General features: G+C 72.7%; 24 protein-coding genes. 10 read left to right on the forward strand and 14 right to left on the reverse strand.

The window, feature by feature from the left end; genetic code table 11:
* Nucleotides 1-40: 40 nt before the first annotated feature.
* From ACWCO8_RS34920 to fasR, 4 genes are all read right to left on the reverse strand, one after another.
* The gene (locus ACWCO8_RS34920) at nucleotides 41-289 is read right to left on the reverse strand and encodes an acyl carrier protein (protein ID WP_362015156.1); all 249 of its coding nucleotides are present in this window, start codon (nucleotides 287-289) and stop codon (nucleotides 41-43) included.
* 57 nt (nucleotides 290-346) lie between these two features.
* The gene (locus ACWCO8_RS34925) at nucleotides 347-1,378 is read right to left on the reverse strand and encodes a ketoacyl-ACP synthase III (RefSeq protein ID WP_362015158.1); all 1,032 of its coding nucleotides are present in this window, start codon (nucleotides 1,376-1,378) and stop codon (nucleotides 347-349) included.
* Nucleotides 1,379-1,394: 16 nt separating this feature from the next.
* Nucleotides 1,395-2,324 carry an ACP S-malonyltransferase gene (locus ACWCO8_RS34930; RefSeq protein ID WP_451035572.1) on the reverse strand — a complete coding sequence of 310 codons (930 nt, stop codon included), beginning with the start codon at nucleotides 2,322-2,324 and terminating at the stop codon, nucleotides 1,395-1,397.
* 89 nt (nucleotides 2,325-2,413) lie between these two features.
* Nucleotides 2,414-3,595, reverse strand: a complete 1,182-nt coding sequence (gene fasR / locus ACWCO8_RS34935; protein ID WP_362015164.1) for a fatty acid biosynthesis transcriptional regulator FasR — start codon at nucleotides 3,593-3,595, stop codon at nucleotides 2,414-2,416.
* Nucleotides 3,596-3,791: 196 nt separating this feature from the next.
* Here fasR and ACWCO8_RS34940 point away from each other — a divergent pair, with 196 nt between their 5' ends.
* Nucleotides 3,792-4,454 (forward strand): pirin family protein, encoded by a 663-nt coding sequence (locus ACWCO8_RS34940; protein WP_451035640.1) that lies wholly within the window; start codon nucleotides 3,792-3,794, stop codon nucleotides 4,452-4,454.
* Between the two features lie 34 nt (nucleotides 4,455-4,488).
* Here the strand turns inward: ACWCO8_RS34940 and ACWCO8_RS34945 are convergent, their stop codons facing one another.
* Nucleotides 4,489-5,676, reverse strand: coding sequence for an Ig-like domain-containing protein (locus tag ACWCO8_RS34945; protein WP_451035641.1), 1,188 nt, complete (start codon nucleotides 5,674-5,676; stop codon nucleotides 4,489-4,491).
* A gap of 206 nt (nucleotides 5,677-5,882) precedes the next feature.
* Here ACWCO8_RS34945 and ACWCO8_RS34950 point away from each other — a divergent pair, with 206 nt between their 5' ends.
* From ACWCO8_RS34950 to ACWCO8_RS34970, 5 genes are read left to right on the forward strand one after another with little or no spacing between them, the layout of a single operon-like run.
* On the forward strand, nucleotides 5,883-7,058 hold the full coding sequence (locus ACWCO8_RS34950; RefSeq protein WP_451035573.1) for a lipid II:glycine glycyltransferase FemX: 1,176 nt from the start codon (nucleotides 5,883-5,885) through the stop codon (nucleotides 7,056-7,058).
* Entirely contained in the window at nucleotides 7,055-8,767 is a 1,713-nt protein-coding gene (gene murJ, locus ACWCO8_RS34955) for a murein biosynthesis integral membrane protein MurJ (RefSeq protein WP_451035574.1), read from the forward strand. Before ACWCO8_RS34950 ends, murJ begins: the two co-directional genes overlap by 4 nt.
* 49 nt (nucleotides 8,768-8,816) lie before the next feature.
* Complete coding sequence (locus tag ACWCO8_RS34960) at nucleotides 8,817-9,500, forward strand: response regulator transcription factor (RefSeq protein ID WP_362015177.1); 684 nt, start codon at nucleotides 8,817-8,819, stop codon at nucleotides 9,498-9,500.
* Nucleotides 9,497-10,924 (forward strand): ATP-binding protein, encoded by a 1,428-nt coding sequence (locus tag ACWCO8_RS34965; protein ID WP_451035575.1) that lies wholly within the window; start codon nucleotides 9,497-9,499, stop codon nucleotides 10,922-10,924. Before ACWCO8_RS34960 ends, ACWCO8_RS34965 begins: the two co-directional genes overlap by 4 nt.
* Nucleotides 10,921-11,520, forward strand: a complete 600-nt coding sequence (locus ACWCO8_RS34970) for a hypothetical protein (protein ID WP_451035576.1) — start codon at nucleotides 10,921-10,923, stop codon at nucleotides 11,518-11,520. Before ACWCO8_RS34965 ends, ACWCO8_RS34970 begins: the two co-directional genes overlap by 4 nt.
* Nucleotides 11,521-11,541: 21 nt before the next feature.
* On the opposite strand, the gene ACWCO8_RS34975 is transcribed toward ACWCO8_RS34970, so the two are convergent.
* Entirely contained in the window at nucleotides 11,542-12,369 is an 828-nt protein-coding gene (locus tag ACWCO8_RS34975) for a serine hydrolase domain-containing protein (RefSeq protein WP_362015184.1), read from the reverse strand.
* Nucleotides 12,370-12,421: 52 nt separating this feature from the next.
* On the opposite strand from ACWCO8_RS34975, the gene ACWCO8_RS34980 reads away from it, so the two are divergent.
* On the forward strand, nucleotides 12,422-12,865 hold the full coding sequence (locus tag ACWCO8_RS34980; RefSeq protein WP_451035577.1) for a MerR family transcriptional regulator: 444 nt from the start codon (nucleotides 12,422-12,424) through the stop codon (nucleotides 12,863-12,865).
* A complete protein-coding gene (locus ACWCO8_RS34985; RefSeq protein WP_451035578.1) occupies nucleotides 12,862-13,875 on the forward strand; it encodes an aldo/keto reductase in 1,014 nt (337 codons plus the stop codon). The genes ACWCO8_RS34980 and ACWCO8_RS34985 overlap by 4 nt, the downstream gene beginning before the upstream one ends.
* 32 nt (nucleotides 13,876-13,907) lie before the next feature.
* On the opposite strand, the gene ACWCO8_RS34990 is transcribed toward ACWCO8_RS34985, so the two are convergent.
* The 7 genes from ACWCO8_RS34990 to ACWCO8_RS35020 all read right to left on the reverse strand — a co-directional run bounded on the left by ACWCO8_RS34990 (nucleotide 13,908) and on the right by ACWCO8_RS35020 (nucleotide 21,480).
* On the reverse strand, nucleotides 13,908-15,104 hold the full coding sequence (locus ACWCO8_RS34990) for an acyltransferase family protein (RefSeq protein WP_451035579.1): 1,197 nt from the start codon (nucleotides 15,102-15,104) through the stop codon (nucleotides 13,908-13,910).
* On the reverse strand, nucleotides 15,101-16,081 hold the full coding sequence (locus tag ACWCO8_RS34995) for an alpha/beta hydrolase (RefSeq protein ID WP_451035580.1): 981 nt from the start codon (nucleotides 16,079-16,081) through the stop codon (nucleotides 15,101-15,103). The genes ACWCO8_RS34990 and ACWCO8_RS34995 overlap by 4 nt, the downstream gene beginning before the upstream one ends.
* A 234-nt stretch (nucleotides 16,082-16,315) precedes the next feature.
* Nucleotides 16,316-17,002 (reverse strand): response regulator transcription factor, encoded by a 687-nt coding sequence (locus tag ACWCO8_RS35000; protein WP_362015195.1) that lies wholly within the window; start codon nucleotides 17,000-17,002, stop codon nucleotides 16,316-16,318.
* Nucleotides 16,999-18,294, reverse strand: a complete 1,296-nt coding sequence (locus tag ACWCO8_RS35005) for a sensor histidine kinase (RefSeq protein WP_451035581.1) — start codon at nucleotides 18,292-18,294, stop codon at nucleotides 16,999-17,001. Before ACWCO8_RS35005 ends, ACWCO8_RS35000 begins: the two co-directional genes overlap by 4 nt.
* Before the next feature lie 163 nt (nucleotides 18,295-18,457).
* Nucleotides 18,458-19,333, reverse strand: coding sequence for a DUF4429 domain-containing protein (locus ACWCO8_RS35010; protein ID WP_451035582.1), 876 nt, complete (start codon nucleotides 19,331-19,333; stop codon nucleotides 18,458-18,460).
* A gap of 111 nt (nucleotides 19,334-19,444) precedes the next feature.
* Nucleotides 19,445-20,656 carry an alpha/beta hydrolase gene (locus ACWCO8_RS35015; RefSeq protein WP_451035583.1) on the reverse strand — a complete coding sequence of 404 codons (1,212 nt, stop codon included), beginning with the start codon at nucleotides 20,654-20,656 and terminating at the stop codon, nucleotides 19,445-19,447.
* A 194-nt stretch (nucleotides 20,657-20,850) separates the two neighbouring features.
* The gene (locus ACWCO8_RS35020) at nucleotides 20,851-21,480 is read right to left on the reverse strand and encodes a TetR family transcriptional regulator (RefSeq protein WP_451035584.1); all 630 of its coding nucleotides are present in this window, start codon (nucleotides 21,478-21,480) and stop codon (nucleotides 20,851-20,853) included.
* Nucleotides 21,481-21,606: 126 nt separating this feature from the next.
* Here ACWCO8_RS35020 and ACWCO8_RS35025 point away from each other — a divergent pair, with 126 nt between their 5' ends.
* Together ACWCO8_RS35025 and ACWCO8_RS35030 are read left to right on the forward strand one after the other, a co-directional pair.
* Nucleotides 21,607-23,229, forward strand: coding sequence for an MFS transporter (locus ACWCO8_RS35025; protein ID WP_362015207.1), 1,623 nt, complete (start codon nucleotides 21,607-21,609; stop codon nucleotides 23,227-23,229).
* A gap of 178 nt (nucleotides 23,230-23,407) precedes the next feature.
* Nucleotides 23,408-23,803, forward strand: a complete 396-nt coding sequence (locus ACWCO8_RS35030; RefSeq protein WP_451035585.1) for a peptidase inhibitor family I36 protein — start codon at nucleotides 23,408-23,410, stop codon at nucleotides 23,801-23,803.
* Here ACWCO8_RS35030 and ACWCO8_RS35035 read toward each other — a convergent pair.
* Nucleotides 23,784-24,572: a potassium channel family protein gene (locus tag ACWCO8_RS35035; protein ID WP_451035586.1), complete on the reverse strand. Its 789-nt coding sequence runs from the start codon at nucleotides 24,570-24,572 to the stop codon at nucleotides 23,784-23,786. The two genes, ACWCO8_RS35030 and ACWCO8_RS35035, sit on opposite strands and share 20 nt — an antisense overlap.
* Between the last annotated feature and the right edge of the window lie 46 nt (nucleotides 24,573-24,618).

Below are 24,618 nucleotides of genomic sequence, written 5' to 3' on the forward strand. Positions count from 1 at the left end.
CGCCACCGCCGGGTGGCTGACCGAGTCAGCAAGGGCCGAATCAGCCCTGGTTCTTCAGGATGTAGTCGGTCGCGTCGCCGACCGTCTTCAGGTTCTTGACGTCCTCGTCCGGGATCTTGACGTCGAAGCGCTCTTCGGCGGCGACGACGACCTCGACCATGGACAGGGAGTCGACGTCAAGGTCGTCCGTGAAGGACTTGTCCAGCTGGACGTCCTCGGTCGGGATGCCGGCGATCTCGTTCACGATCTCGGCGAGACCCTTGACGATCTCTTCCTGGGTGGCGGCCATTGTGGCGCTCCTTCTGTGATTGCTTTGATAAACGGCTTCCGGAAGATCCGGAGGTGCCTAGGGGAGAGTAACGACCGACGCGGCGAAGACGAGACCCGCCCCGAAGCCGATGATGAGAGCCGTGTCGCCGCTCTTCGCCTTGCCGGTCGCCAGCAGCCGCTCCATCGCGAGCGGAATCGAGGCGGCCGAGGTGTTGCCGGTGGTCTCGACGTCACGCGCGACCGTGACGTGCTCCGGCAGCTTGAGGGTCTTCACCATCGAGTCGATGATCCGCATGTTCGCCTGGTGCGGAATGAAGACATCCAGGTCGTCCGCCGAGATTCCGGCGGCGTCCAGCGCCTGCTGGGCGACCTTCGCCATCTCGAAGACGGCCCAGCGGAAGACCGCCTGACCCTCCTGCGTGATGGCGGGGAACTTGATCTCGCCCTGCTCGTTGAGCGGGAGCGTCGAAACGTCGCCACCGTGGAACTCGTTCCACGGCACGGTCTGCTTGATGGTCTCGGACTTGTCGCCCTCCGAACCCCAGACCGTGGGGCCGATGTGCGGCTCGTCGGAGGGGCCGACCACGACCGCGCCGGCGCCGTCGCCGAACAGGAAGGCCGTCGCGCGGTCCTCCAGGTCGGTCAGGTCGCTCAGCCGCTCGACGCCGATGACAAGTACGTACTCCGCCGAACCCTCGACGATCATGCCCTTGGCGAGGGTCAGGCCGTAGCCGAAGCCCGCGCAGCCGGCGGAGATGTCGAACGCGGCCGGCTTGCCCGCGCCGATCTTGTCGGCGATCTCGGTGGCGACGGCCGGGGTCTGCTTGAAGTGCGAGACCGTCGAGACGATGACGGCGCCGATCTGCTCCGGGGCGATCCCGGCGTCGGCGATGGCCTTGCCGGAGGCCTCCACGGACATCGCGGTCACGGTCTCCTCGGGGGAGGCCCAGTGCCGGGTGGCGATGCCGGAGCGCGAGCGGATCCACTCGTCGGACGAGTCGATCTTCTCGAGGATCACCTCGTTCGGCACGACCCGGGTGGGGCGGTAGCCGCCGACACCCATGATCCGTGCGTACGGGGCGCCCTTGCTGGGCTTGATCTTCGACATGCTCTACGGCTCCTTCTCAGGCTGCAGTGTGCTCGGCGACGAGCGTGCGGGCCGCGTCGAGGTCGTCGGGGGTCTTCAGGGCGACGGTCGGCACACCCGGGAGCGCGCGCTTGGCGAGGCCGGTCAGGGTGCCGCCGGGGCACACCTCGATCAGCCCGGTCACGCCCAGCGCCTTGAAGGTGTCCATGCACAGGTCCCAGCGGACCGGGTTGGCGATCTGGCCGACGAGCCGGCGGATGACGTCGCTGCCCTCGGTGACGACGGCGCCGTCCCGGTTGGAGACGTAGCGCACGGTCGGAGCGGAAACGTTCAGCTCCTTGGCGGCGGCCTCCAGCTTCGTCACGGCCGGGGCCATGTGCTCCGTGTGGAACGCGCCGGCGACCTTCAGCGGGACGACGCGGCGGACGCCCTCGGGCTTGTCCTCGGCCAGCGCGGCCAGCTGCTCCAGCGTGCCCGCGGCGACGACCTGGCCGGCGCCGTTGACGTTGGCCGGGGTCAGGCCGAGCTTCTCCAGGTGCGGGAAGACGATGTCGGGCTCGCCGCCGAGCAGCGCGGCCATGCCGGTCTCGGTGATCGCGGCGGCCTCGGCCATCGCGAGACCACGGGCCCGTACGAGACGCAGCGCGGAGACCTCGTCGAGGACGCCGGCGAACGCGGCGGCGGTGATCTCGCCGACGCTGTGACCCGCGACGGCGCCGGGGGCGAGGTCGGGAGCGGCCTCGCGGAGCGCGCCGGCGGACAGCAGACCGGCCGCGACGAGCAGCGGCTGGGCCACGGCGGTGTCACGGATCTCGTCCGCGTCGGCGTTCGTGCCGTAGTGGACGAGGTCCAGTCCGATGGCCTCGGACCAGGCCGCCACACGGTCGGCGGCACCGGGGAGTTCGAGCCAGGGAGTCAGGAAGCCGGGCGTCTGAGCGCCTTGGCCGGGAGCGACGAGTACGAGCACCCTCACACTCTCTCTTGGGGACGGCTCCAAGCGCCCGTGGGGACTAGGACGAAGAACCGTCGGGGGAATTGTTGGTGTTCGACAAAAGTCTAGGACTGCGAATCTCCGTCGGCCAAGCGCCCCAGAATGAGGGCGATCCGCAGCGTGAAGGCCGACCGAACATCGGAGGGTGACCAACCGGTGACGTCTGTCACACGTCGAAGCCGGTAGCGCACGGTGTTCGGGTGCACAAAGAGCATCCTCGCCGCGCCTTCCAGGCTGCTCGCCTGCTCCAAGTAGACACTCAGAGTTTCCAGCAGCGCCGAGCCCGCTTCCTCCAGTGGTCTGTAGATCTCCTCCACCAACTGCTCCCGCGCAGAAGGGTCGGAGGCGATGGCGCGCTCCGGCAGGAGATCGTCCGCGAGGACCGGCCGCGGGGCGTCCTGCCAGGCCGAGCAGGCCTTGAGCCCGGCGGCGGCGGCCTGCGCGGACCGGGTGGCGGCGAGCAGGTCGGGAACGACGGGCCCGGCGACGACGGGCCCGGCGGCATACGGCCCGATCAGCGCCTTGGCCACGGCGAGCGGATTGTCGTTGCCGCCGGCGATGACGACGAGCCGGTCGCCGAGGACGCCGGTGAGGACCTGGAGCTTGGCGTGCCGGGCGGCGCGGCGGATCGCCTCGACGGTCAGCTCGCTGTCGCCGTCGGGGGCGGTGCCGAGGACGACGCACACGTGGTCGGGCGAGTTCCAGCCGAGGGCGGCGGCCCGGGAGACGGCGCCCTCGTCGGCCTCGCCGGAGAGGACCGCGTTGACGACGAGGGACTCGAGCCGCGCGTCCCAGGCACCGCGTGCCTCGGCGGCCTGGGCGTAGACCTGGGCGGTCGCGAAGGCGATCTCGCGGGCGTAGACGAGGAGGGCCTCGCGGAGGATGGACTCGTCGCCGGGGGCGGCGACCTCCTCGATCGCGGTCTCCATGACCTCGATGGTGGTGCGGACCATCTCGACGGTCTGCCGCAACGTGATCGCGCGGGTCAGCTCGCGGGGCGCGGTGCCGAAGACGTCGGTCGAGATGGCCTGCGGGGTCTCCGGGTGCCGGAACCACTCGGTGAACGCGGCGATGCCCGCCTGGGCCACCAGCCCGATCCACGACCGGTTCTCGGGCGGCATGGCGCGGTACCACGGCAGCGTCTCGTCCATACGGGCAATGGCGTTGGCGGCGAGCCGCCCGGAGGACTGTTCGAGGCGCTTCAGGGTCGCGGAATGCGGATGAGCGGCGTTCGTGGGTTCAGACACGGGGACAAGACTGCCTTATCGGGACGCCCGGGTGCGGGGTCGGGGCCGTTTCCTTGCGCCGGGCCCGTCGGGGGCGTGGTGCGGGGCGGTCTGTAAGGGGTGGCCTCGAGCGGGCGGGCCTCCGCGGGCGGCCCTGCCGTACGCCCGCCGTGGGCGCGGATCCGGCGGGGAGCGTGGCGGCTACCGTGGGGGCGTGATGCGGATTCAGCGGGCCGGTGAGCGGTACCCCGGGGGCGACGAGGTGGCCGGGATCGAGACGCGGCACGCGTTCTCGTTCGGGCCGCACTACGACCCCGACAACCTCCGCTTCGGCGCCGTGCTCGCCTGCAACGAGGAGCGGCTCGCCCCCGGCGCCGGATTCGCCGAGCACCCGCACCGGCACACCGAGATCGTCACCTGGGTCGTCGAGGGCGAGCTGACCCACCACGACACGGCCGCGGGACACACCACCGTCGTCCGCCCCGGGGACGTCCAGCGGCTCAGCTCCGCCGGGGGCGTCCGGCACGAGGAGCGCAACGACGGCGACGTGCCCCTGGTCTTCGTCCAGATGTGGCTCGCCCCGCTGGAGCCGGGCGGCGACCCCGCGTACGAGATCGTCCGGGGCATCGCCGACTCCACCCCGTACGCCCTCCCGGAGGCCGCCGCGATGCTCCACGTCCGGCGCCTGGAACAGGGCGAACGCACGGCCGTCCCGGACGCGGACCTCGTCTACGCGCACGTGGTGCGCGGCACCGTCCGCCTCGACGGCGAGGAACTCACCCCCGGCGACGCGGCCCGCGTCACCACCGCCCGGGACCTCGCCGTCCTGGCGACCTCGGACGCGGAGATCCTGCTGTGGGAGATGCGCGCGGCGCCCTGAGCCGACCCGCTCCGGCGCCCCACCCCCGCTCGCGTCAGCGAGCCCCCGCGCTCTTCGCGCGCCACCCCTCCCAGCTCACGTTCCAGGCCCCGTACCCGTTGCCCTCCGCCACCGTGCCCTTCGTGTCCGCGCCCTTGATCTCGAAGGGGTCGCCCGGCCGGACCTGGCCGTAGAACCAGGTCGCGTCCGCGTCACTCATGCCGATGCAGCCCGAGCTGCGGTTCGCGCGGCCGAAGTACGCCGCGTTCCACGGCGCCGCGTGCGCGTACATCCCCGACCACGTCAGGCGCATCGAGAAGTCGACCATCTTGTCGTAGGCGTCGCCGAGCCCGACCGTCTCCGAGTTCATGTTGATCGTGCCCTCCTTCGCCATCAGCACCGCCGTCCCCCGCCACGACCGCTTGTCGCCCCCGGGCGTCCCGCCCGATACGGGGATCGTGCGCACGGCCCGCCCGTCCCGCTCCAGGACCAGCCGCTTGCGGTCCAGGTCCACTTTCACCACCTGCGCCGTCCCCGCGACCGTGAACCCGGTCCGGTAGTCCCGGACGAACCAGCCGCCGCCCGAGTCCGTCCCGTCGAGCGTCGCGTCCAGGTCCACCCGGGTCCCCGGCTTCCAGTACTCCTTCGGCCGCCAGTCCACCCGGTCCTTGCCCGACCAGTCCTTCAGCCAGCCCCACGAGCCGACCGTCCCGTTCGAGGTCGTCACCTTGAGCTGCTTCTCCACCTCGGCCCGGTTCGTCACCGGCCGGTCGAACACGATCGACAGCGGCTGACCGACCCCGACCGTCGTGTTCTTCCCCGGCGCCAGCGTCAGCTTGTTGACCCGCGCGGCCGGCGCCGTCCTGAACGTCGAGCTGCTCGTCGCCTCCTTCCCGCCCGCCGTACGGGTCGTCGCCTCGACCCGGTACGACGTGCCCGGCACCGCCTTCCGGTCCGAGATCCACGACGTCCCGCCGGCTCCGGTACGGCCCTTCAGCTCGGCGCCCTCCGCGTCCACGACCCGTACCGTCCGCAGCGTCCCGCCGGTGGCCGTGACCGTCACCGTCCGCCCCGCCGCCGGGCTCACCACGGTCACCTTCGCCGGGGTCTCCGCCTGCTCCGCGGCCCCGGGGCTCTGCGTCGTACGGGGCGCGCCCACCGCCCCCGCCGAGCAGGCGGCGAGCGAGCCGCAGAGGGCGACGGCCGCGAGCGACCGGCGTATTCGGGTGCGTGCGGGGACCAAGGACGGCACGGAAACCACGGAAACCTCCGGAAAAAAGTGTGGGATGCCCGGACTGTAAGCCGCGAAATCGGCCTCCAGAGCTCTGTGACAAGGGGTGGTGAGGAACGGTCATCGTCCGGTCACACACGACGCGCGGACCGGTCAAGACCGGCTGTGAGCATCCTGTGCGACCCCCGACCGAGGGGCGGAACAAGGAGGCTCACGTTGTGTCAGCTCTGCTCGTGACGGCCGCACCGCCGCAGGCCACTCGGCTCGAGCCCGTCACCGTCGAGACGTACCGTGCCTTCCTCGCCCGAGGCGAGGCGCGCCCCAGCTTCCTCCAGTGCCCCTCCTGGGCCGACGTCAAGGACGGCTGGCGGCACCAACTCGTCGGCTGGGGACCGGAGTCGGGGACCGGGCCGACCGGTGTCGCCCTCGTCCTGCTGCGGCCCTTCCCCGGCACCCGGAAGTTCTTCGCCTACCTCCCCGAGGGGCCCGTCGCCGACTGGTCCGACCCGGACATCGACGGCTGGCTCACCCCGCTGCTCCAGCACCTGCGCGCCGCCGGCGCCTTCGCCGTACGCATCGGGCCCTCGCCCGCCTTCCGCCGCTGGAACGCCGCCACCCTCAAGGCGCACACGGGCCCCGGGCGGCGGCTCTCCGACGTCCTCGCCGACGAGGTCGACCCGCTCGGCACCGCCGTCGCCGAACGGCTCCGCTCCCGCGGCTGGCGCCGCTGCGGCGGCGACTCGACCAGCGACTCCGACGGCGCGGACGCCCAGCCCCGCCACGTCTACCAGGTCCCGCTCACCGGGCGCAGCTCCGACGACCTGTGGGACGGCCTCAACCAGGAGTGGCGGCGCAACGTCCGCAAGGCCCGCAAGTCCGGCGTCGAGGTCGTCGTCGGCTCGGCGGCCGACCTGCCGGACTTCTTCCGGCTCCTGCGCATCACCGAGGAGCGTGACGGATTCCGCCTCGGGCGCTCCCTCTCCTACTACGAACGCCAGTACGCGGTCCTCAACGCCGAGCAACCCGGGCGGATGAAGCTCTACCTCGCCCGTCACGAGGGCGAGACCCTCGCCGCCCACACCATGATCACTGTGGGGAAGCGGGTCTGGTACCAGACCGGCGCCTCCGCCGACCACCGCCGCGAGGTCCGCCCCTCCAACGCCCTGCAGTGGCGGATGATGCTCGATGCCCACGCGCTCGGCGCCGACGTCTACGACATGCGCGGGATACCCTCCACTCTTGATCCGGACGACCGCGCCCACGGTCTGCTGCGCTGGAAGCTCGGCACGGGCGGGCAGGCCGTCGAGACGCTGGGGGAGTGGGAGACACCGTTGGCCGGCACGACCAACCACGCGCTGTACCGGGCGTTCCAGGCATACCTGGCCCGCCGATGACGACCACCGTCGCGAAGCCGGAGGAGCCGGCATCGGGACCGGGGCAGGGCGGGGGAGCGGGGCCGAGGCACCGCGCCACCCCGTCCGTGCTGCGCAGCGGCGCGCTCATGGCCGCCGGCTCGCTGGTCTCGCGCGCCACCGGCTTCGTCCGCTCGGCGATCGTCGCGGCGGCGCTCGGCGTCGGGGGGATCGCCGACGGGTACGCGGTCGCCAACTCCATCCCCACCATCGTCTACATACTGCTTCTCGGCGGCGCGCTCAACGCGGTCTTCGTGCCCGAGCTGGTCAAGGCCGCCAAGGAGCACGAGGACGGCGGGGTCGCCTACACCGACCGGCTCCTCACGATCTGCGTCTGCGCCCTGCTCGTGATGACGGCGGGCGCGGTGCTCGCGGCGCCCGCGATCATCGACGCGTACACCGACTACAGCGGCGCGCGGGAGTCGATGACGGTCGCGTTCGCCCGCTACTGCCTGCCGCAGATCTTCTTCCTCGGCCTGTTCACCCTGCTCGGTCAGGTCCTGAACGCGCGGGGCCGGTTCGGCGCGATGATGTGGACGCCGGTCCTCAACAACGTCGTCGTCATCGCCGTCTTCGGGCTGTACGTGGCGACGGCGGTGACGGGCTCCGGCGGACTGACGGCGGGGGAGACCGCGCTGCTCGGCTGGGGCACGACGGCCGGCATCGCGCTCCAGGCCCTCGCGCTTGTGCCGTCGCTGCGGGCGGCCGGGTTCCGCTGGCGGCCGCGGTTCGACTGGCGCGGCAGCGGGCTCACCGCGCCGATGCGCTCGGCGGGCTGGCTGGTGCTGCTCGTCCTCACCAACCAGGCCGCGTACTGGGTGACGACGAAGCTCGCCACGGCGGCGGGCGCGCAGGCGGAGAGGCTGGAAGGCGGCGGGGGCGGCTTCGGGTTCGCCGCGTACAACAACGCCTACCTGCTGTGGGCCGTGCCGCACGGCATCGTCACCGTCTCCCTGGTGACCGCGTTGCTGCCGAGGATGAGCGGCGCCGCCGCCGACGGCGACCTCGCGGGGGTGCGGCGGGACGTCTCGTACGGGCTGCGCGCCTCGGCGGCCGCGGTCGTTCCGGCGGCCTGCGCGCTGTTCGCGCTCGCGGTGCCGCTGATGAGCCTGGTCTTCCAGTACGGCAGGACCGACGCGGCCGACGTCCGGGCGATGGCGTGGATCCTGATGGCCTTCGCGCCGGGCCTCGTCGCCTTCTCGGGCCAGTACGTCTGCACCCGCGCCTTCTACGCGCTGCGCGACACGAAGACCCCGTTCTTCCTGAACCTGGTGATCGCCGCCCTGAACGCGGGCCTCTCCCTGACCGCGTACCGGCTCCTGCCCCCGACCTGGGCGGTCGCGGGCATCGCGGCCGGCTACTCGCTGGCGCTGTGGGCGGGCTGGGCCCTGACCGCGTACGCGCTCCGCCGCCGCCTCGGGGCCTCCGCGCCCGCCTCCGCACGAGGCGCCGGTGCCGCCGGTTCGCTCGTACGCCTTGTCGTGGTCGCCCTCCCCGCCACGGGCTGGGGGCTGCTCGCCACCGACTCCACCGCCCCCGCCGGCGCGCTGCCCGCCGCCCTCGCGGGCGGCCTCGCCGTCCTCGCGGTCTTCGGGCTGCTCGCCCGGCCGCTCGGGCTCACCGAGGTGAGCGCCCTCCTGACGACCACAGGGCGGCGCCTGCGCGTGATCCCGCGGCCGCGCAGCGGCTGACCAGGGGCCACCCCGCCGCTTGCCCTCCTCACCTTGGGATACTCCACGAATGCCTCGCGTGCTCCTGATAGAAGACGACCCCTCCGTCCGCGAAGGGGTCGAACTCGGGCTGCGCAGGCGCGGTCACGAGGTGCGGGCCGCCGCGACCGGTGAGGCGGGGCTCGCGCTGCTCACCGAGTTCCGTCCCGACCTCGTCCTGCTCGACCTGATGCTGCCGGGCATGAACGGCGTCCAGGTCTGCCACCGGGTCCGGGAGACCAGCCAGCTGCCGATCATCATGCTCACCGCGCGCGGCGACGACTTCGACGTCGTCGTCGGCCTGGAGGCGGGCGCCGACGACTACATCGTCAAACCCGCCCGCACCGAGGTCATCGAGGCCCGCATCCGCGCGGTCCTGCGCCGCATCGAGATACCCGGGGCGGGCCGTCCCGCCGTCGAGTTCCACGGCGAACTCGCCATCGACCGCGCCGGGCTGACCGTCGCCAAGTCCGGCGAACGCCTCGCCCTCGCCCCCTCCGAGCTCAAACTGCTGCTGCATCTGACCGCCCACCCCGAGCAGGTCTTCAGCCGCCAGCAACTCCTCGAACACGTCTGGGAGCACAGCTACCACAGCGACGCCCGCCTCGTGGACGCCTGCGTCCGGCGGCTCCGCAACAAGATCGAGGACGCCCCCGGCACCCCCCGCTACATCCAGACCCTGCGCGGCTTCGGCTACCGCTTCGGGCCGCTGTGAAGCGCCGCCTGCGCCCCTTCGGTCTCCGTACCCGGCTCGTCCTCGCCTTCCTCCTGGTCGCCGCTGTCGGCTGCGGCACCACCGCCGCGCTCACCTACCAGGCCGCGCGCACCGCGATCCTCGAACAGGCCCAGGACAACGCCGTCGCCGCCTTCCGCGAGATGGTCGGGCAGTACAGCACCGAGCTGCCCGTCGACCGGGACGCGCTGCGCGATTCGCTCCTCCTGATGGCCAAGCAGGGCAAACCGCGGCCCTGGCGGGTCTACGCCGAGTACGGCGCCCTCCGGGTCTCCTCCACGGACCGCCCCACCTCCACCGTCCTCACCCCGGAACTCCGCGCCCGCGCTCAGGGCACCACGCACACCAGCTTCCAGCGCGTCGTCAAGAACGGCACCGCCTATCTGACGATCGCCGTCCCCGCCCTCCTCAAGCCGGGCCCCGGCGCCGACGGCCTGCCCACCGGACTCGTCCTCTACGCCGTCGTCGACATGAGCGGCGAGCAGGAGAACATCGACGCCATGGTGGCCGCCGCCCGCGGCGGCGTCCTGCCGGCCCTCGCCGTCGCGCTCGTCCCCGCCCTGATCGCCGCCCGGAGCGTGCTGCGCCCCGTACGGGACCTCAGGCGCGCCGCGCACAGCATGGGGCGGGGCGAGCTGGACACCCGTATCCAGGCCAAGGGCAGCGACGAACTCGCCGACCTCGCCCGGACGTTCAACGAGTCCGCCGCCGCGCTCGAACGCTCGGTCGCGGAGTTGCAGCGCGCCGAGGCCCGCGCCCGCCGGTTCGCCTCCGACGTCTCGCACGAACTGCGCACCCCGCTCGCCGGGATGCTCGCCGTCACCGAGGTCCTCGACGAGGACGCGGCCCACCTCCACAGCGACACGGCCGCCGCCGTCCGGCTCATCAGCGCCGAGACCGGGAAACTCGCCGACCTGGTCGAGGACCTGATGGAGATCTCCCGCTTCGACGCCCGCGCCGCCGAGCTGAACCCGGACGAGGTGGACGTCGCCGAGACCATCCGCAGGACCCTGACCAGCCGCCACTGGACCGACCCGGAACAGCTGGTCCCGGAGCTCCCGGACGGCATCCGGGCCCGGCTCGACCCGCGCCGCTTCGACGTGGTCGTCGCCAACCTGGTCGGCAACGCGCTGCGGCACGGCCGCCCGCCGGTGACGGTACGGCTGTACACCGAAGGCCCGTGGGTGGTCACCGAGGTCGCCGACAAGGGTCCCGGCATCGCGCCCGAGGTCCTCCCGCACGTCTTCGACCGCTTCTTCAAGGCCGACCCGGCGCGCACCCGCTCCGCGGGCAGCGGCCTGGGGCTCGCGATCACCCAGGAGAACGTACGGCTCCACGGCGGCACCGTCCTGGCCGCCAACCGCCCCGACGGCGGGGCCGTCTTCGTCGTGAGGATCCCGCTGTGAACGATCCCGCCGCGCACCCGTACCGCCGGGCCGCCCTCGCCGCCGCCCTGCTCCTGACCCTCGGGGCGTGCGGCGTCCAGGGCACCGACGTCGTGGAGTCCGGCGACGCGGCGTCCGTCGTCGTCCATCCGCCGCCCGCGCTCCGGATGACGCTCTTCCTCGTCAGCGGCGACGGGCGTCTGGCGCCGGTGGTACGGGAGGGCCAGGGCATGGACCAGGGCCACTACCCCGACCCGACCGCCACCGGCACGGCGGACCTGCGGGAGACCGACGTGGGAGGCCGCACGGGCCGCCCCATGAAGGCACTCGCCGCCCTCCTGGCCGGCCCGAACCAACGCGAGCGCGCCGCCGGCCTGCGCTCCAGGATCCCGGAGGGGCGGCACGAGCTGTACGTGAGCGACAACGCGGTCAAGATGGGGACGTACGGCATGCCGACGTTCCTGGTGCGGTCCACGCGCCCGGTGAAGGCCCTGGAGCCGCTCGCCGTCCAGCAGATCGTCTGCACGACGGTCTTCGCGAAGGACCCCGCAGGACTGGCCGCGATCAGCCTCAGCGGCCCGGACGGCACCCTGGCCGCCCAGACCTGCGGCCAATAGCGGGCCGACCGGCCGAGGCGATCAGGCCCCGGCGCGCAGCTCCGCGAGGACCGCGTCCGTGAACGGCGGCCATGCCTCGACCGCCCACGCCCCGAAGGGCCGGTCGGTGAGCGCGACGCACGCGGCCCGCGCGTCCGGGTCGATCCACAGGAACGTGCCCGACTGCCCGAAGTGGCCGAACGTACGCGGCGAGGACGAAGCCCCGGTCCAGTGCGGCGCCTTGCCGTCGCGGATCTCGAAGCCGAGCCCCCAGTCGTTCGGCCTCTGGTGCCCGTAGCCGGGCAGGATGCCGGTCAGACCGGGGTACGTCACCGTCATCGCGTCCAGGACGGTGCGTGCGTCGAGCAGCCGGGGTGCCTGCACCTCGGCCGCGAACCGCACCAGGTCGTCGACGGTCGAGACGCCGTCCTTGGCGGGCGAGCCCTCCAGCGTCGTCGACCCCATCCCCAGCGGCTCCAGGACGGCCTGGTGGAGGTAGTCGGCGAACGGGATGTCGGTCGCCTTGGCGACATGGTCGCCGAGCGCCTCGAACCCGGTGTTGGAGTAGATCCGGCGGGTGCCGGGCGCGGCCATCACGCGCTGCTCGTCGAAGGCGAGCCCCGAGGTGTGGGCAAGGAGGTGCCGGACCGTCGCGCCCTCGGGCCCGGCCGGCTCGTCGAGGTCGATCGCCCCCTCCTCGTACGCGACGAGGACGGCGTACGCCGCGAGCGGCTTGGTGACCGAGGCGAGCGGGAACCGCTGTCCGGTGGGGCCGTGCGACCCGGCCAGGGTGCCGTCCGCGCGGACGACGGCGGCGGCCGCGGTGGGGACGGGCCAGTTCTCGATCAACGCCAGGCTCTGCAACGACATGGGGCCGAGCCTACTTGCTTAGAGCGCGCTCGAAGGTTCTAGCGTGGAGGTCATGAGCGTGATCGAGAGCAGCGCCGCCCACTTCACCATCAGCGAGGTCGCCGCCCTGACCGGGCTTTCGGCGCACACCCTGCGCTGGTACGAGCGGATCGGTCTGATGCCGCACGTCGACCGTTCGCACACCGGGCAGCGCCGCTTCTCCCAGCGCGATCTGGACTGGCTGGCGTTCGTAGGCAAGCTCCGGCTGACCGGGATGCCGGTCGCCGGGATGGTGCGGTACGCCGAGCTGATCCGGGAGGGCGACCACACCCGCGACGAACGCCGCGAGCTCCTGGAGAGCACCCGCCGGGACGTGCTCGCCCGGATCGGCGAGCTCCAGGACGCGCTGGCCGTGCTCGACATCAAGATCGGCCATTACGGCACTACAGACGTAACCACCAGCGGAAACACCAGCGGAAACACCACCCGAACCACCAGTGGAGGCACCACCTCATGACCACCATCGACACCGTACGGCTCGGCGGTCAGGACGGACCCGAGATCGGCGTCCAGGGCTTCGGCGCCATGGGCATCAGCGAGTTCTACGGGGACACCGACGAGGCCGCCGCCCGCGACACCCTCGACGCCGCCCTGGAGGCCGGCGTCACCCTGATCGACACGGCCGACATCTACGGAAGCGGCGCCAACGAGGAGTTCCTGGCGCCCTTCCTCGCGGGCCACCGCGACGAGGTCGTCCTCGCCACCAAGTTCGCCATAGAGCGTCGCGCCGACGACCCGCACTACCGGGCGGTCCGCAACGACCGCGCGTACATCCGGCAGGCCGTGGAGGCGAGCCTGCGCCGCCTCGGCATCGAGACGATCGACCTGTACTACATGCACCGGCGCGACCCGGAGATCCCCTTCGCGGAGTCCGTCGGGGCGATGGCGGAGCTCGTCCAGGAGGGCAAGGTCAGGCAGCTGGGCCTGAGCGAGGTGACCGGCGCCGAGCTCCGCGAGGCGTACGCGGTGCACCCGATCGCGGCCCTGCAGTCGGAGTGGTCGCTCTTCTCGCGTGACGTCGAGCGCAGCGCGGTCGGCGCGGCGGCGGAGCTCGGCGTGACGTTCGTGCCGTACTCGCCGCTGGGCCGGGGCTTCCTGACCGGCGCCTTCGCGGACGCCTCGAAGGACCTGTCGGGCGGCGACTACCGCGCGCACCAGCCCCGCTTCACGGGCGAGAACGCGGCGCGGAACGCGGCCCTGCTCGCCCCGGTCCACAAGATCGCGGCGGACCACGGCGCGACGGCGGCGCAGGTCGCTCTCGCCTGGGTCCAGCAGCGCGCCGCCGTCCACGGCCTGACGGTCGTCCCGATCCCGGGCACCCGCAAGCGCAGCCGTCTCCTGGAGAACGCGGCGGCGACGCGGATCACGCTCACGGAGGCGGAGCTCGCCGCCCTGGAGCCGATCGCGGGCCAGGTCGCGGGCGACCGCTACCCGGACATGAGCTCCACCTCGGCGGCCCGCGAGTAGCACTCCTTGCGGAGTCACCCCGGCCCCAGCCCTCACGCCAGCCCCAGCGCGAACATCGCGAAGCCCGCCGCGAGGAGTCCCGCCACCGTGCGGCGGGCGGGGCCGGTGCGGGTCCACGGGGCCTCGAAGCGGCGCGCGTACCGCCCGATCAGGACGAGCAGCCCCGCGAAGAGCGGCATCCACGCCAGCCGGGCGAGGATCCACCCGACCGAGTCCGGCGCGCCCACCAGGCCCGGGACCTCACCGATGTACGAGGCGGGGATCGCGGCGGCGAGCATCGCCGTCTGGTGCCAGCACAGGATCGTCATCGCGGACAGGTTGATCACCACGATCGGCGCCCACAGCGCGGGCCGCTTCAGGAGTTCGCCGAGCCGGTCGCGGAGCAGGATCGCCGCGCCGCTCTGCGCGGCGGCCAGGGCGAGGACCAGAAGCGACGGCGGGTGGGAGTTGGTGCGGACCTCGCCCGGCACGCCGACCATCGACGCCGGGTAGCCGAAGGCGAGCAGCAGCGCGGCGAAGAGCGCGGCGCCGCCGAGCAGCAGCCCCCAGGCGTGGCGCCGGGTGAGCCGGCCCTCGCCCCAGGAGACGCCGAGCTGGTAGGCGAAGAGCCAGCCCGGAAGGATGTTCAGCAGGCTCAGCCAGGACGGCATGGCGTCCGCGTACGGCCCGTAGCGCAGGAAGTCGACGACGGCGACGGTGCCGAGCAGCGGGGCGGCGGCCCACACGCCCGCCCGGCGGGCGGCGCGCACGCACAGCGGGGTCAGGGCGGTGACGACCGTGTACACCCCGACGAACCAGAGCGGCTGGATCACCAGCGTGGACGCCGTCCGCAGGGTGTCGCCCGGCACCCCGAACCCGAAGTGCAGCAGCGGAAGCAGCGCGGCCCAGACGGCAGTGACCCCGAGCACCGGCCGGCCCAGGCGGGCGAGCCGGCCCTTGAGCCATTCACCGGTGGAGCCCTCGTGGCGCCGGTACGACAGGACGGAGGCGTACCCGCCGACCAGGAAGAAGATCCCCAGCATCTGCAGGATCCAGCTGACCGGCGCGAGACCGCCGAAGGTGGCGAGCGGGCTGGCGTTGTGGATCGCGCCGTCGGCGGAGAGCGTGAACCCGCCGAGCAGCCAGTGCCCGGTCGGCACGGCGAGCAGGGCGAGGGCGCGCAGGCCGTCGATCGCGCGGTCGCGATGGGCGGGAGTACGGGACTCGATGCGTTCGACGAGCGCGTTCATCGGACATCCCCCTGGGCGATGGCGGCGAAGGTGCGGAGCGACTGTGTGCCGGGCGCGAAGTAGCCGTTGTGGCCGCGGGCGTCGTCGGCGGGGACGCGGCGGGCGCCGAAGGCGGGGTCGGTGGGGTCCTCGCCGTGCCCGAGCCCCGCGAACTCGACGTTCGGGATCCGGTCGATCCAGTCGGACGGGTCCTTGGCGGCCCACACGCGGGCGGAGGTGTTCAGCTCGCCGACGTTCGCGGCGCGCATGCCGGGGGAGCCGAAGACGACGAGGTCCTTGGCCTTGAGCCGGTCGGCGGCGAGACCGCAGACGACGGAGCCGTAGCTGTGGCAGAACACGGACGGCGCGGGCGCCCCGACGGCCGCCAGCCCGTCGGTCAGCCGGGTCAGCCGCTCGGCCCCCGCCTCGGCGAGCTCGCCGGTGGCGGCGTCGACGCCGACGCCGAGGGGCGTGGTGTAGCCGGCCCAGGCGACGACGGCGGTACGGCCGTGGGTGGCGCGGCGCAGGGACTCGGCCATGTCGGTGAGGGGCCGGACGTTCCCGGCGTCGATGTCGGACCCGGGTACGACGACGGCCACGTGCTCGGCGGTGTCGAGGTCGCCGTAGACGAGGGCGACCTGGCCCCGGCCGCGCGGGTCGGAGGCGAGGACCTGCTGACCGGCGTACTGCCCGCCGAGGGCGCGGGCGTTCGCCTCGTACCGCAGCCGCGGCGGCACGCCGTCGAGGTTGCCGACGACGGAGGGGTGCGCGCGCACCAACTCCCGCTGCCGTGCGGGGCTCAGCTCCTCGAAGAACGCGGCCGTCTCGGCGGGGCTCGTCCGCTCCGGGTCCGGCAGCCCGTCCGCCCGCCAGGCCTCCGCGCCCACGGGCGCCCCGGTCACGGCCTGCTGCGCGTGCCCGGACGCCCATCCCGCGGTCCCGGCCACCACGGTCGTGACGATCGCGGCGGCGACCAGGGTCCTCGTGTAGCGACGCATGGGGCGTCCCTCCCTCTTCGTGTCTCTCGGCGTTGGCGAGAGGAAGGTAGGAAGAGGACGCATGACGGCACGTCACACCGGGGGGCCAAGTCCCGACTGATACCGGGGTAGGGGTCGGACGAGGAGCGAACCCCCGTGAGGGGGTGGGGTTTTCCCCCGTAGCGCGCAGGGGGAAGGAGGGGGCTGGGGGCTACCGGCCCGCGTCCCCCCGGGGTGAGGGAGGAGGAGGCCGGGCTACCGGCCCGCGTCCCCCGGGGTGACCAGGCCCGATTCGTACGCGAAGATCACGGCCTGCGCGCGGTCGCGCAGGTCCAGCTTGGCGAGCACGCGGCCGATGTGGGTCTTCACCGTCTGCTCCGCGAGGACGAGCCGGTCCGCGATCTCCTGGTTCGACAGGCCCCGCGCGATCAGCTCCAGTACCTCGGTCTCACGCGGCGTCAGACCGTTCAGCCGCAGCGCCGCGCGATCCGCGCGCGGGGCCGGCCGCGACGCCGCGAAGTCGGCGATGAGCCGCCGCGTCACCGAGGGCGCGAGCAGCGCCTCGCCGGCCGCCACCACCCGTACCGCCGCGATCAGATCCGCCGGCGGAGCGTCCTTCAGCAGGAACCCCGACGCGCCCGCGCGCAGCGCCTCGTACACGTAGTCGTCCACGTCGAACGTGGTCAGCATCAGCACCTTCGGGCGGTGCGTGACCCCCACCGGCGGGTCCAGGATCTCGCGCGCCGCCGCGAGCCCGTCCATCTCCGGCATCCGTACGTCCATGAGCACCACGTCCGGGTGCGTCGACCGGGCCACGTCCACGCCCTGCCGGCCGTCCGGCGCCTCGCCCACCACGTCGATGTCGGCCTGCGCCGACAACAGTGCGGCGAACCCCGCCCGCACCATGGCCTGGTCGTCGACGATGATCACCCGGATGGTCACGTGCCGTCTTCCTCCGTACGCAGCGGAAGCCGTGCGGCGACCCGGAAGCCGCCGTCCGGCAGCGGCCCGGTGTCCAGCGTGCCGCCGGTCAACCGTACGCGTTCCCGCATGCCGACCAGGCCGTGCCCCGTCCCGTCCCCGCGCTCCAGCGGCGAAGTGGGGCCGGGAGCGGGCCCGTTGACGACCACGACGAGGAGCGCGCCGTCCTCGGACCTGACCGACACCCGGGTCTTCGCGCCCGGCGCGTGCCGGACGATGTTCGCGAGCGCCTCCTGCACGATCCGGTACGCCGACAGATCCACCGCCTGCGGTACGTCACTGTGATCCTGGAGGTCTGCCGCCATCGACAGCTCGGCCGGCACCCCGGCCCGTACCGACGCCTCGATCAGCTGCTGCACCCGGTCGAGGCCGGGCTGCGGGGCCCGTTCGCCCTCCGTGCCCTCGCTGCGCAGCACCACGAGCAGCCGGCGCATCTCGGTGAGCGACTCCCGCGCGCTCGCGGCGATCGAGGTGAACTCCTCGCGCGCGGCCTCCGGCAGGCCCGGGATCCGGTACGGCGCGGAGTCCGCCTGCACGGTGATCACGGACATGTGGTGGGCCACGACGTCGTGCAGCTCCCGCGCGATCCGGGCGCGCTCCTCCAGGAGCGTGGTCCGGGCCCGCTCCTCCTGCGTGCGGCGCTCGGCGTCCCCGCGTTCGCGCAGCGTCGCCGTCAGGAGCAGGACGATCCCGCTCAGGACGAAGAGGAGGACGTGGACGCCGTCGTCGTGCCGCGGGGCGAGCGCCACGAGCACGAACCCGGCGGCCCCGGTGACCAGCCACACCCCGAGCAGCGCCTTGCGGGACTCGCGGAGCGCGAGGGCGAGCATCAGCGCGAGGTAGCCGACGACGACCATGGGCGTCCACGGCCAGGACCGGCCGTCGAGACCGTCCGCCTGGAGCAGCACGATCGCGCCGAGGACATCGGCGACCCCGATGATCCACCAGGCCTGGAGGGGCCGGGTGACGGCGAGCAGCAGCGGCGCGGTCTGCGCGGTGGCGAGCGCGCCGGCGAGGGCGCCGTTCACGCCGTAGTCGTTGGCGAGGACGGTGACGGTGGCGGGCAGCAGCGAGCAGACGAAGCCGAGGGCGAGGACGTACGGGAGCAGCCGCAGCCACCGGTTGCCCACATCGGCGAAGAGCGGCGCACCGGGCTCGGTGGGCGTCGCGAGCGCGACCCCGAGCGACCGCAGGGCCGTCCGCGCGGGCGCGATCCGCGCCACGAGGCCGGGGGAGAGGGATGTCTTCTTCATGACCAGCCCAGATTAGGCAGCCCGGAGCGCAACGTACGTCATACCTGGGGGCGGACCGGGGGGTGATACCGGGGTATGAGGCGGGGGCATGGACCTGGGGGTCTTCCGGCGGCCAGGGGCCCGCCCGGGCCCTCGGGAGGGGCCCCTCACGGGGGCCCGTCCCTCACAGCTCCGCCAGCAGCTCCGCCTTCTTCGTGGCGAACTCGTCGTCCGTCACCAGGCCCGCCCGGTGGAGCTCACCCAGTTGCCGGATGCGTTCCGCGATCCCGGCCGGGTCGCGTGCCTCCGGGAGCGCGTCCACGGGGGACGGGGCCGCGCGGCCCGCGCCCCGGATCGACGCCAGGACCGCCGCGGCGAACGGCAGCGACTTGTGGACCGAGCCGTAGCCGAGGCCGAAGACGACGGCCCCCGGGTCACGGTCCGCCTGGGCGGACCGGGGCTCCCCGGAGCGCGGCAGCAGCCGCAGGTACCCGTCGAAGACGTCCGGCGAGCGCCACTCGACCCCGCTGAGGTCCCGTACCGAGAACGTCTGGTCGCCGGCCTTCCACTTCTCCGAGGACGCGCCCGTCCAGAACCAGCGGAACGACACCTCCGACGAGCCGTCGAAGCTCGCCGTCCCGTCGTACGCCTTGAAGGACTGCGGCCCTTGCTGCGTGGCGACCAGAAAACCGCCGGCGGGCTCGTCCCCGGGCCCGCCGACCAGCCGCTCCCGCAGCTCGTCCCGGTAGTACTCGGCCAGCGTCTCGCGCTCCGCCGGCAGCACGAGCCGGTACGGGTCGCTGCCCTCGTGCAACTGCCCCGCGGCCGCCTCCATCAGCGGATCGGCGCCCCGCCGCGGTTCGGCGTGCAGCACGACCGTGCCCCGCTTGCCGGGAGTGAGCGTCACGGACGCCAACGCCTCGTGCGGGACACGCCGTTCGCCGAGCGCCTGGAAGAGTTTCGGTGTGCGGATCCCCCGTTCGAACCGGATGACGACGGCGTCGCTCTCGAACTCCCAGGTGGCATGAATTCCGGCCAGCACATCACCCATGGGCCTCATCGTAGGCGGCGTGCGCCCGCGCGTCGCCCCTGCGCCGGGGGTCCGTGCGCGCCGGGCGGGCGCGCGGGGCTGCGGACCGCGTCAGTCCGCACCCGACCCGGTCAGTCCGCGTCAGACCCCGTCCGCGCCCGAAATCCCCCGGCGGCACTTGCTGTCGGCGCTCGCGCACGTGAGGTTCTCGTACGCCCCGACCCCTATGGCCGCGAAGTTGTCGAGGCTCTTCGTGCCCGGCTCGAAGTAGCCGGTGTGGCCGACCGCGTCCGCCGCCGACAGCAGCCGCGCGCCGAACTCCGGCTCCACCGGATCCGCCCCGTGCCCGACCCCGCCGACCGCGAGGTGCGGCACGTCCGCGATCCAGTCGTCGGCGTCCCGCATCGCCCACACCCGGGCCCGGGTGGACAGTTCGGCGGCGCGCTCCACCCGCATGCCCGGGCTCCCGGCCACGACGACGTCCGTCACCCGGGCGGGCAGGTTCGGGGCGGAGACCCCGCACAGCACGGAGCCGTAGCTGTGGCAGAAGAGGCTGACGCGCGCGTCACCGGGCAGCGCGTCCGCCATGCGCACGAGCCGTACCGCGCCGGCCGAGGCGAGCCGCCCCGTCATCGCGTCGATGCCGACCCCGACGGGCGTGGTGTAGTCGGCCCAGGCGATGACGGCCGTACGGCTCCCGGGCGCGGCCTTGCGCTCGGCCGCGTACAGCGACTGCGCCATGCCGACGGGGGCCGAGTACCGGCGGGCGGTCTTCTGGAAGGTGAGCAGGTTGGTGTCGACGCCCGGCACGATCACCGAGACCCGCCGCGCCCGGTCCAGATCGCCGAGGACCTCGGCCATGCGGCCGCCGCCGGTCGGGTCGAAGGAGAGGATCTGCCGGCCGGGCTCCATGAGCGCGGCGAACCGGTGCGCCCTGCGCACGGCCTCGCGCCGCCCGTCGGTGGTCAGTCGGGCGTTGTCGACCCTCTTCCGCTCGGAGTCCAGGGCCCGCTCCAGGGACACCCGGTTGGCGCGGTAGCGGAGGGTGACCGGAGCGCCGTCGAGGTTGCCGACGACGAGCGGGTGCGCGTCGGCGAGGAAGGCGCCCTGCGAGGGGCCGATCGCGTCGAAGAAGGCGGCGATCGTACGGGCGGGGCCTGCCGGGTCGGGCAGCACCCGGTGACCGATCCTGCCGTGCGCCCAGGACGCGAGCGCGGCCTCGCGGGACTCCCCTGGCCCGCGCTGATGGCTGATCGTGGTCCAGCCGGTGGTCGCCAGCATGACGAACACGACGGCGAGCGCGAGCAGCAGGCGCCAGACGGAGAGGGTGGGGGAGGAGTCGAAGGAAGTCACTGCGCCACACCCTAGGAGACGGGGATGGCGGCCCGGGCGCCCGAGTGAGGGGGATCACGCGGGGAGGCGCGATGTGGTAACGCTCCGTACGGGAGGACGTACGGGCCGGTCCGTGTACGGCGTACGAGACGTACGGGCGGGTGCGTTTCGTATACGACGTACGAGACGCTCCCTGGCGCGAACTCACCGGTACGTCAGCTCCGCCAGTCCCGCGCCAGCGCCGGCCCCAGGTGGTCCATGTAGTCCTCGGTCAGGGCGCGGATGCCCTCCAGGCTCAGGTCCGTACCCCGGCCCCAGAGCTGGCCCGTCACCCGCATGACGCCGCTGAACGCGGCGACGACGATCCTCGGCCGCGGGTCCTCGTCCACGTCGACGCCCTCGCGCGCGGCGACGAGGCGGGCGACGGCCTCCTCCATCTCCATGGAGCGGCGCAGGTGCGTGGCGAGCAGGGACGGGGTCGACTCGATCATCTGGAAGGTCCGCAGATACAGCTCGACGGGCACGACCTCCATGATCGCCTCGCCGATGCTGTCCCAGGCGGAGAGCACCGCGTTGCGCAGGGCGTCGAGCGGGCCCTCCTCGGGCGGCCGCTCCGCCAGGGCCTGGACGAAGCGCTCCTCGACCGTCTGCTGGACGGCGAAGGCGACTTCCTCCTTGGAGGCGAAGTAGCGGAAGAACGTGCGCTGGGAGACCTCGACCGCGTCGGCGATCTCGTCCACGGTGGTCTGCTCGTACCCCTGGGTCGTGAAGAGCTCCAGGGCCACTCGGAGCAGCGCGTTCCGTGTGCGCTGCTTCTTCCGTTCCCGCAGACCGGCAATCGTCACCCGCTGGCCCCCTTTCGGCCGCTTTCCGTCGCTTCGTGCTGCTCAGCGTACCTGTGAGCTAAGTGACAGTTACTGTCGCATGAATTGCTTTGTCAATTGTCAGTCGCTGACACTAGCCTCTTTCGCATGACTAGTCAGACCACCGTGGAAAAGGCCCCGCAGGGTCAGGGGGGTGACCGGAGCCCCGCCCCGGCTCCGTCGAAAGGCCTGCGCGGCCACCCCTGGCTGACCCTGTTCGCCGTCGCCGCCGGCGTGATGATGGTGGCGCTCGACGGCACCATCGTCGCGATCGCCAACCCGGCCATCCAGGCCGACCTCGGAGCCACGCTCGACCAGCTCCAGTGGATCACCAACGGCTACCTCCTCGCGCTCGCCGTCGCCCTGATCACCGCCGGCAAGCTCGGTGACCGTTTCGGCCACCGCCAGACCTTCCTCATCGGCATCGCGGGCTTCGCCGCCGCGTCCGGCGCGATCGGCCTCTCGGACTCGATCGGCCTCGTCATCGCCTTCCGCGTGCTGCAGGGCCTCTTCGGCGCCCTGCTGATGCCGGCCGCGCTCGGCCTGCTGCGCGCCACCTTCCCCGCCGAGAAGCTGAACATGGCCATCGGTATCTGGGGCATGGTCATCGGCGCCTCGACGGCCGGCGGCCCGATCCTCGGCGGCTTCCTCGTCGAGCACGTCAGCTGGCAGTCGGTCTTCTTCATCAACGTGCCGGTCGGTGTCCTCGCGCTGGTGCTCGGTCTGGTGATCCTCAAGGACCACCGCGCCGAGAACGCCCCGCGCTCCTTCGACATCTTCGGCATCGTGCTGCTCTCCGGCGCGATGGGGTCCCTGGTCTGGGGCCTCATCAACGCCGGCGCCGAGTGGGGCTGGACCGGCGGCAAGACCTGGGGCTGCCTGGGCGCCTCGGTCCTGCTCTTCTTCGTCTTCGCCCTCTGGCAGACGAAGGTCAAGGAGCCGCTCATCCCGCTGGCCATGTTCCGCTCCGTCCCGCTCAGCGCGGGTGTGGTGCTGATGGTGCTCATGGCCTTCGCCTTCATGGGCGGCCTGTTCTTCGTGACGTTCTACCTCCAGGGCGTCAAGGGCCTGAGCCCGATCGACAGCGGTCTGCACCTGCTGCCGCTGACGGCGATGATGATCGTCTCCTCGCCGCTGGCCGGTGCGCTGATCACCCGGTTCGGCCCGCGCATCCCGCTGGTGGGCGGCATGGTCGCCACCGCCGCGGCGATGTTCGGCATGATGTCGCTCTCCGCGGAGACCGGTACGTTCACGATGTCGCTCTGGTTCGCGCTGCTCGGCCTGGGCCTCGCCCCGGTCATGGTCGGTGCGACCGAGGTCATCGTCGGCAACGCCCCGCTGGAGCTCTCCGGTGTGGCCGGCGGTCTGCAGCAGGCCGCGATGCAGGTCGGCGGCGCGCTCGGTACGGCGGTGCTCGGCGCGGTCATGTCCTCCAAGGTCTCCAGCGCGTTCGCGGACAACTGGACGGCCGCCGGGATCCCGGGCGCTCCCGCGCCGGGTCTCGAGGAGGCCGCCGAGTTCGGCATGGTCCCGCAGGAGCTGGCGAAGGCGCCCAACATGACCCCGGACATGCTCGACCGGATCGGCGGCGTCATCCACGGCACCTTCCTGGACGGCATGGGCCTCGCGTTCACCGTCGCCGGTGTCGTCGCCGTCGTCGCGGCCCTGGTCGCCACGCTGACCAAGCGCGGCGAGAACGCGGAGGCGGGTGCGGGCGCGGCCCACATCTGACCTGGCGTTTTCTGTACGCAGGCGATAGCCCCTGTACGCAGGTGAAAGCCCCGCCGGGCGTCCGTCCGGCGGGGCTTTCACCTGTCCGGGTGAATCAAGCCTTGGCCTCTTCCCAACAGGCGGTGACGTCCGTCAGAGTTCTGATTACGGAGAGTGACGAAACGGGGGGTTCACCGACATGGAAAAGAAGCACGCACGACCGGCCTACGCGCTCCGGGCCGCTCTGGCCGCCATCCTGCTGACGGCGGGCACCGCCCTACCTGCGGCTGCCGCCGCGGCTCCCGCGCCCAAGCTCGGCGCCTGCGGGCCCGGGCAGCTCTGCCTCTGGCCCAAGGAGGACTTCCGGGGGCAGGCATGGACGCACGAGTTGGCCGACACCGACATCGAGAGCTGTGTCGCCCTGCCGGCGGGCGCGAGCGCCCGGGCCCTCGCCAACCGGACGGGGCGGCCGGTCACCACATACCAGTCCGCGGAGTGCGCGGAGACGGGCGAGTTCGAGACCTACCCGGGGCGCGGGACATGGGTGCCCCAGACGCCGTACCAGGTCAGAGCCTTCAAGATCTGGGAGCGCTAGGCGCTGCGGGGATCTCCCCCTGCGGCGGCACGGCGCTCGGCATGGCGCTCGCCGCGGGAGCCGGGGCGGAGAGCCGGGACACCTCGGCGCGCAGCTCCCGGACCTCCATGGTCAGCGCCTCCAGGAGTTCGGTCTGCCGGCGCTCGACGGCGTCGTCCCGCTCGAAGCGGGAGATGAACCAGGCCGCGATGTTGGCGGTCACCACACCGAGGAGGGCGATCCCGGAGAGCATCAGCCCCACCGCGAGGACGCGGCCGAGTCCCGTGGTGGGGGCGTGATCTCCGTACCCGACGGTCGTCATCGTGGTGAACGACCACCAGACGGCGTCGCCGAGGGTCTTGATGTTGCCGTCCGGGGCGGACCGCTCCACATGGAGCACGGCCAGCGAGCCGAACATCATCAGCCCGACCACCGCGCCCGCCACGTAGGTGGTGAGCGTTATCTGCGGGGCCATCCGGGCCCGCCGGCCCACGAGGAGGAGCGTCGAGACCAAGCGCAGCAGCCGCAGCGGCTGCACCAGAGGCAGCACCACGGCCAGCAGGTCCAGCGGGTGGTGGCGGACGAAGTGCCGCTTGCTCGGAGCGAGCGCCAGTCGTACGGCGTAGTCGAGGGCGAACGTGCCCCACACCACCCACTCCACCGCGAGGCAGAGTTCGTGGATCCAGGGGTTCGCGTCCGGCGCCACGATCGGTACGGCGTACGCGATGCCGAACGCCACTGCCATGATCAGCAGTGGCGTCTGGGTGCGCTTCTCCCAGCTTTCCTTCATGCCGGGAATCGTATGGGGGGTGCGGGGGCGCACTGTCCCCCGCACC

The organism is Streptomyces sp. NPDC001927, assembly GCF_053594455.1.

Bases quoted from the DNA above. Each gene is read 5' to 3' on its own strand.
- ACWCO8_RS34920 (WP_362015156.1), bottom strand. From the start codon at position 289: ATGGCCGCCACCCAGGAAGAGATCGTCAAGGGTCTCGCCGAGATCGTG.
- ACWCO8_RS34925 (WP_362015158.1), bottom strand. From the start codon at position 1,378: ATGTCGAAGATCAAGCCCAGCAAGGGCGCCCCGTACGCACGGATCATG.
- ACWCO8_RS34940 (WP_451035640.1), top strand. From the start codon at position 3,792: ATGCGGATTCAGCGGGCCGGTGAGCGGTACCCCGGGGGCGACGAGGTG.
- murJ (WP_451035574.1), top strand. From the start codon at position 7,055: ATGACGACCACCGTCGCGAAGCCGGAGGAGCCGGCATCGGGACCGGGG.
- ACWCO8_RS34960 (WP_362015177.1), top strand. From the start codon at position 8,817: ATGCCTCGCGTGCTCCTGATAGAAGACGACCCCTCCGTCCGCGAAGGG.
- ACWCO8_RS34975 (WP_362015184.1), bottom strand. From the start codon at position 12,369: ATGTCGTTGCAGAGCCTGGCGTTGATCGAGAACTGGCCCGTCCCCACC.
- ACWCO8_RS34980 (WP_451035577.1), top strand. From the start codon at position 12,422: ATGAGCGTGATCGAGAGCAGCGCCGCCCACTTCACCATCAGCGAGGTC.
- ACWCO8_RS34985 (WP_451035578.1), top strand. From the start codon at position 12,862: ATGACCACCATCGACACCGTACGGCTCGGCGGTCAGGACGGACCCGAG.
- ACWCO8_RS34990 (WP_451035579.1), bottom strand. From the start codon at position 15,104: ATGAACGCGCTCGTCGAACGCATCGAGTCCCGTACTCCCGCCCATCGC.
- ACWCO8_RS34995 (WP_451035580.1), bottom strand. From the start codon at position 16,081: ATGCGTCGCTACACGAGGACCCTGGTCGCCGCCGCGATCGTCACGACC.
- ACWCO8_RS35005 (WP_451035581.1), bottom strand. From the start codon at position 18,294: ATGAAGAAGACATCCCTCTCCCCCGGCCTCGTGGCGCGGATCGCGCCC.
- ACWCO8_RS35010 (WP_451035582.1), bottom strand. From the start codon at position 19,333: ATGAGGCCCATGGGTGATGTGCTGGCCGGAATTCATGCCACCTGGGAG.
- ACWCO8_RS35025 (WP_362015207.1), top strand. From the start codon at position 21,607: ATGACTAGTCAGACCACCGTGGAAAAGGCCCCGCAGGGTCAGGGGGGT.
- ACWCO8_RS35030 (WP_451035585.1), top strand. From the start codon at position 23,408: ATGGAAAAGAAGCACGCACGACCGGCCTACGCGCTCCGGGCCGCTCTG.
- ACWCO8_RS35035 (WP_451035586.1), bottom strand. From the start codon at position 24,572: ATGAAGGAAAGCTGGGAGAAGCGCACCCAGACGCCACTGCTGATCATG.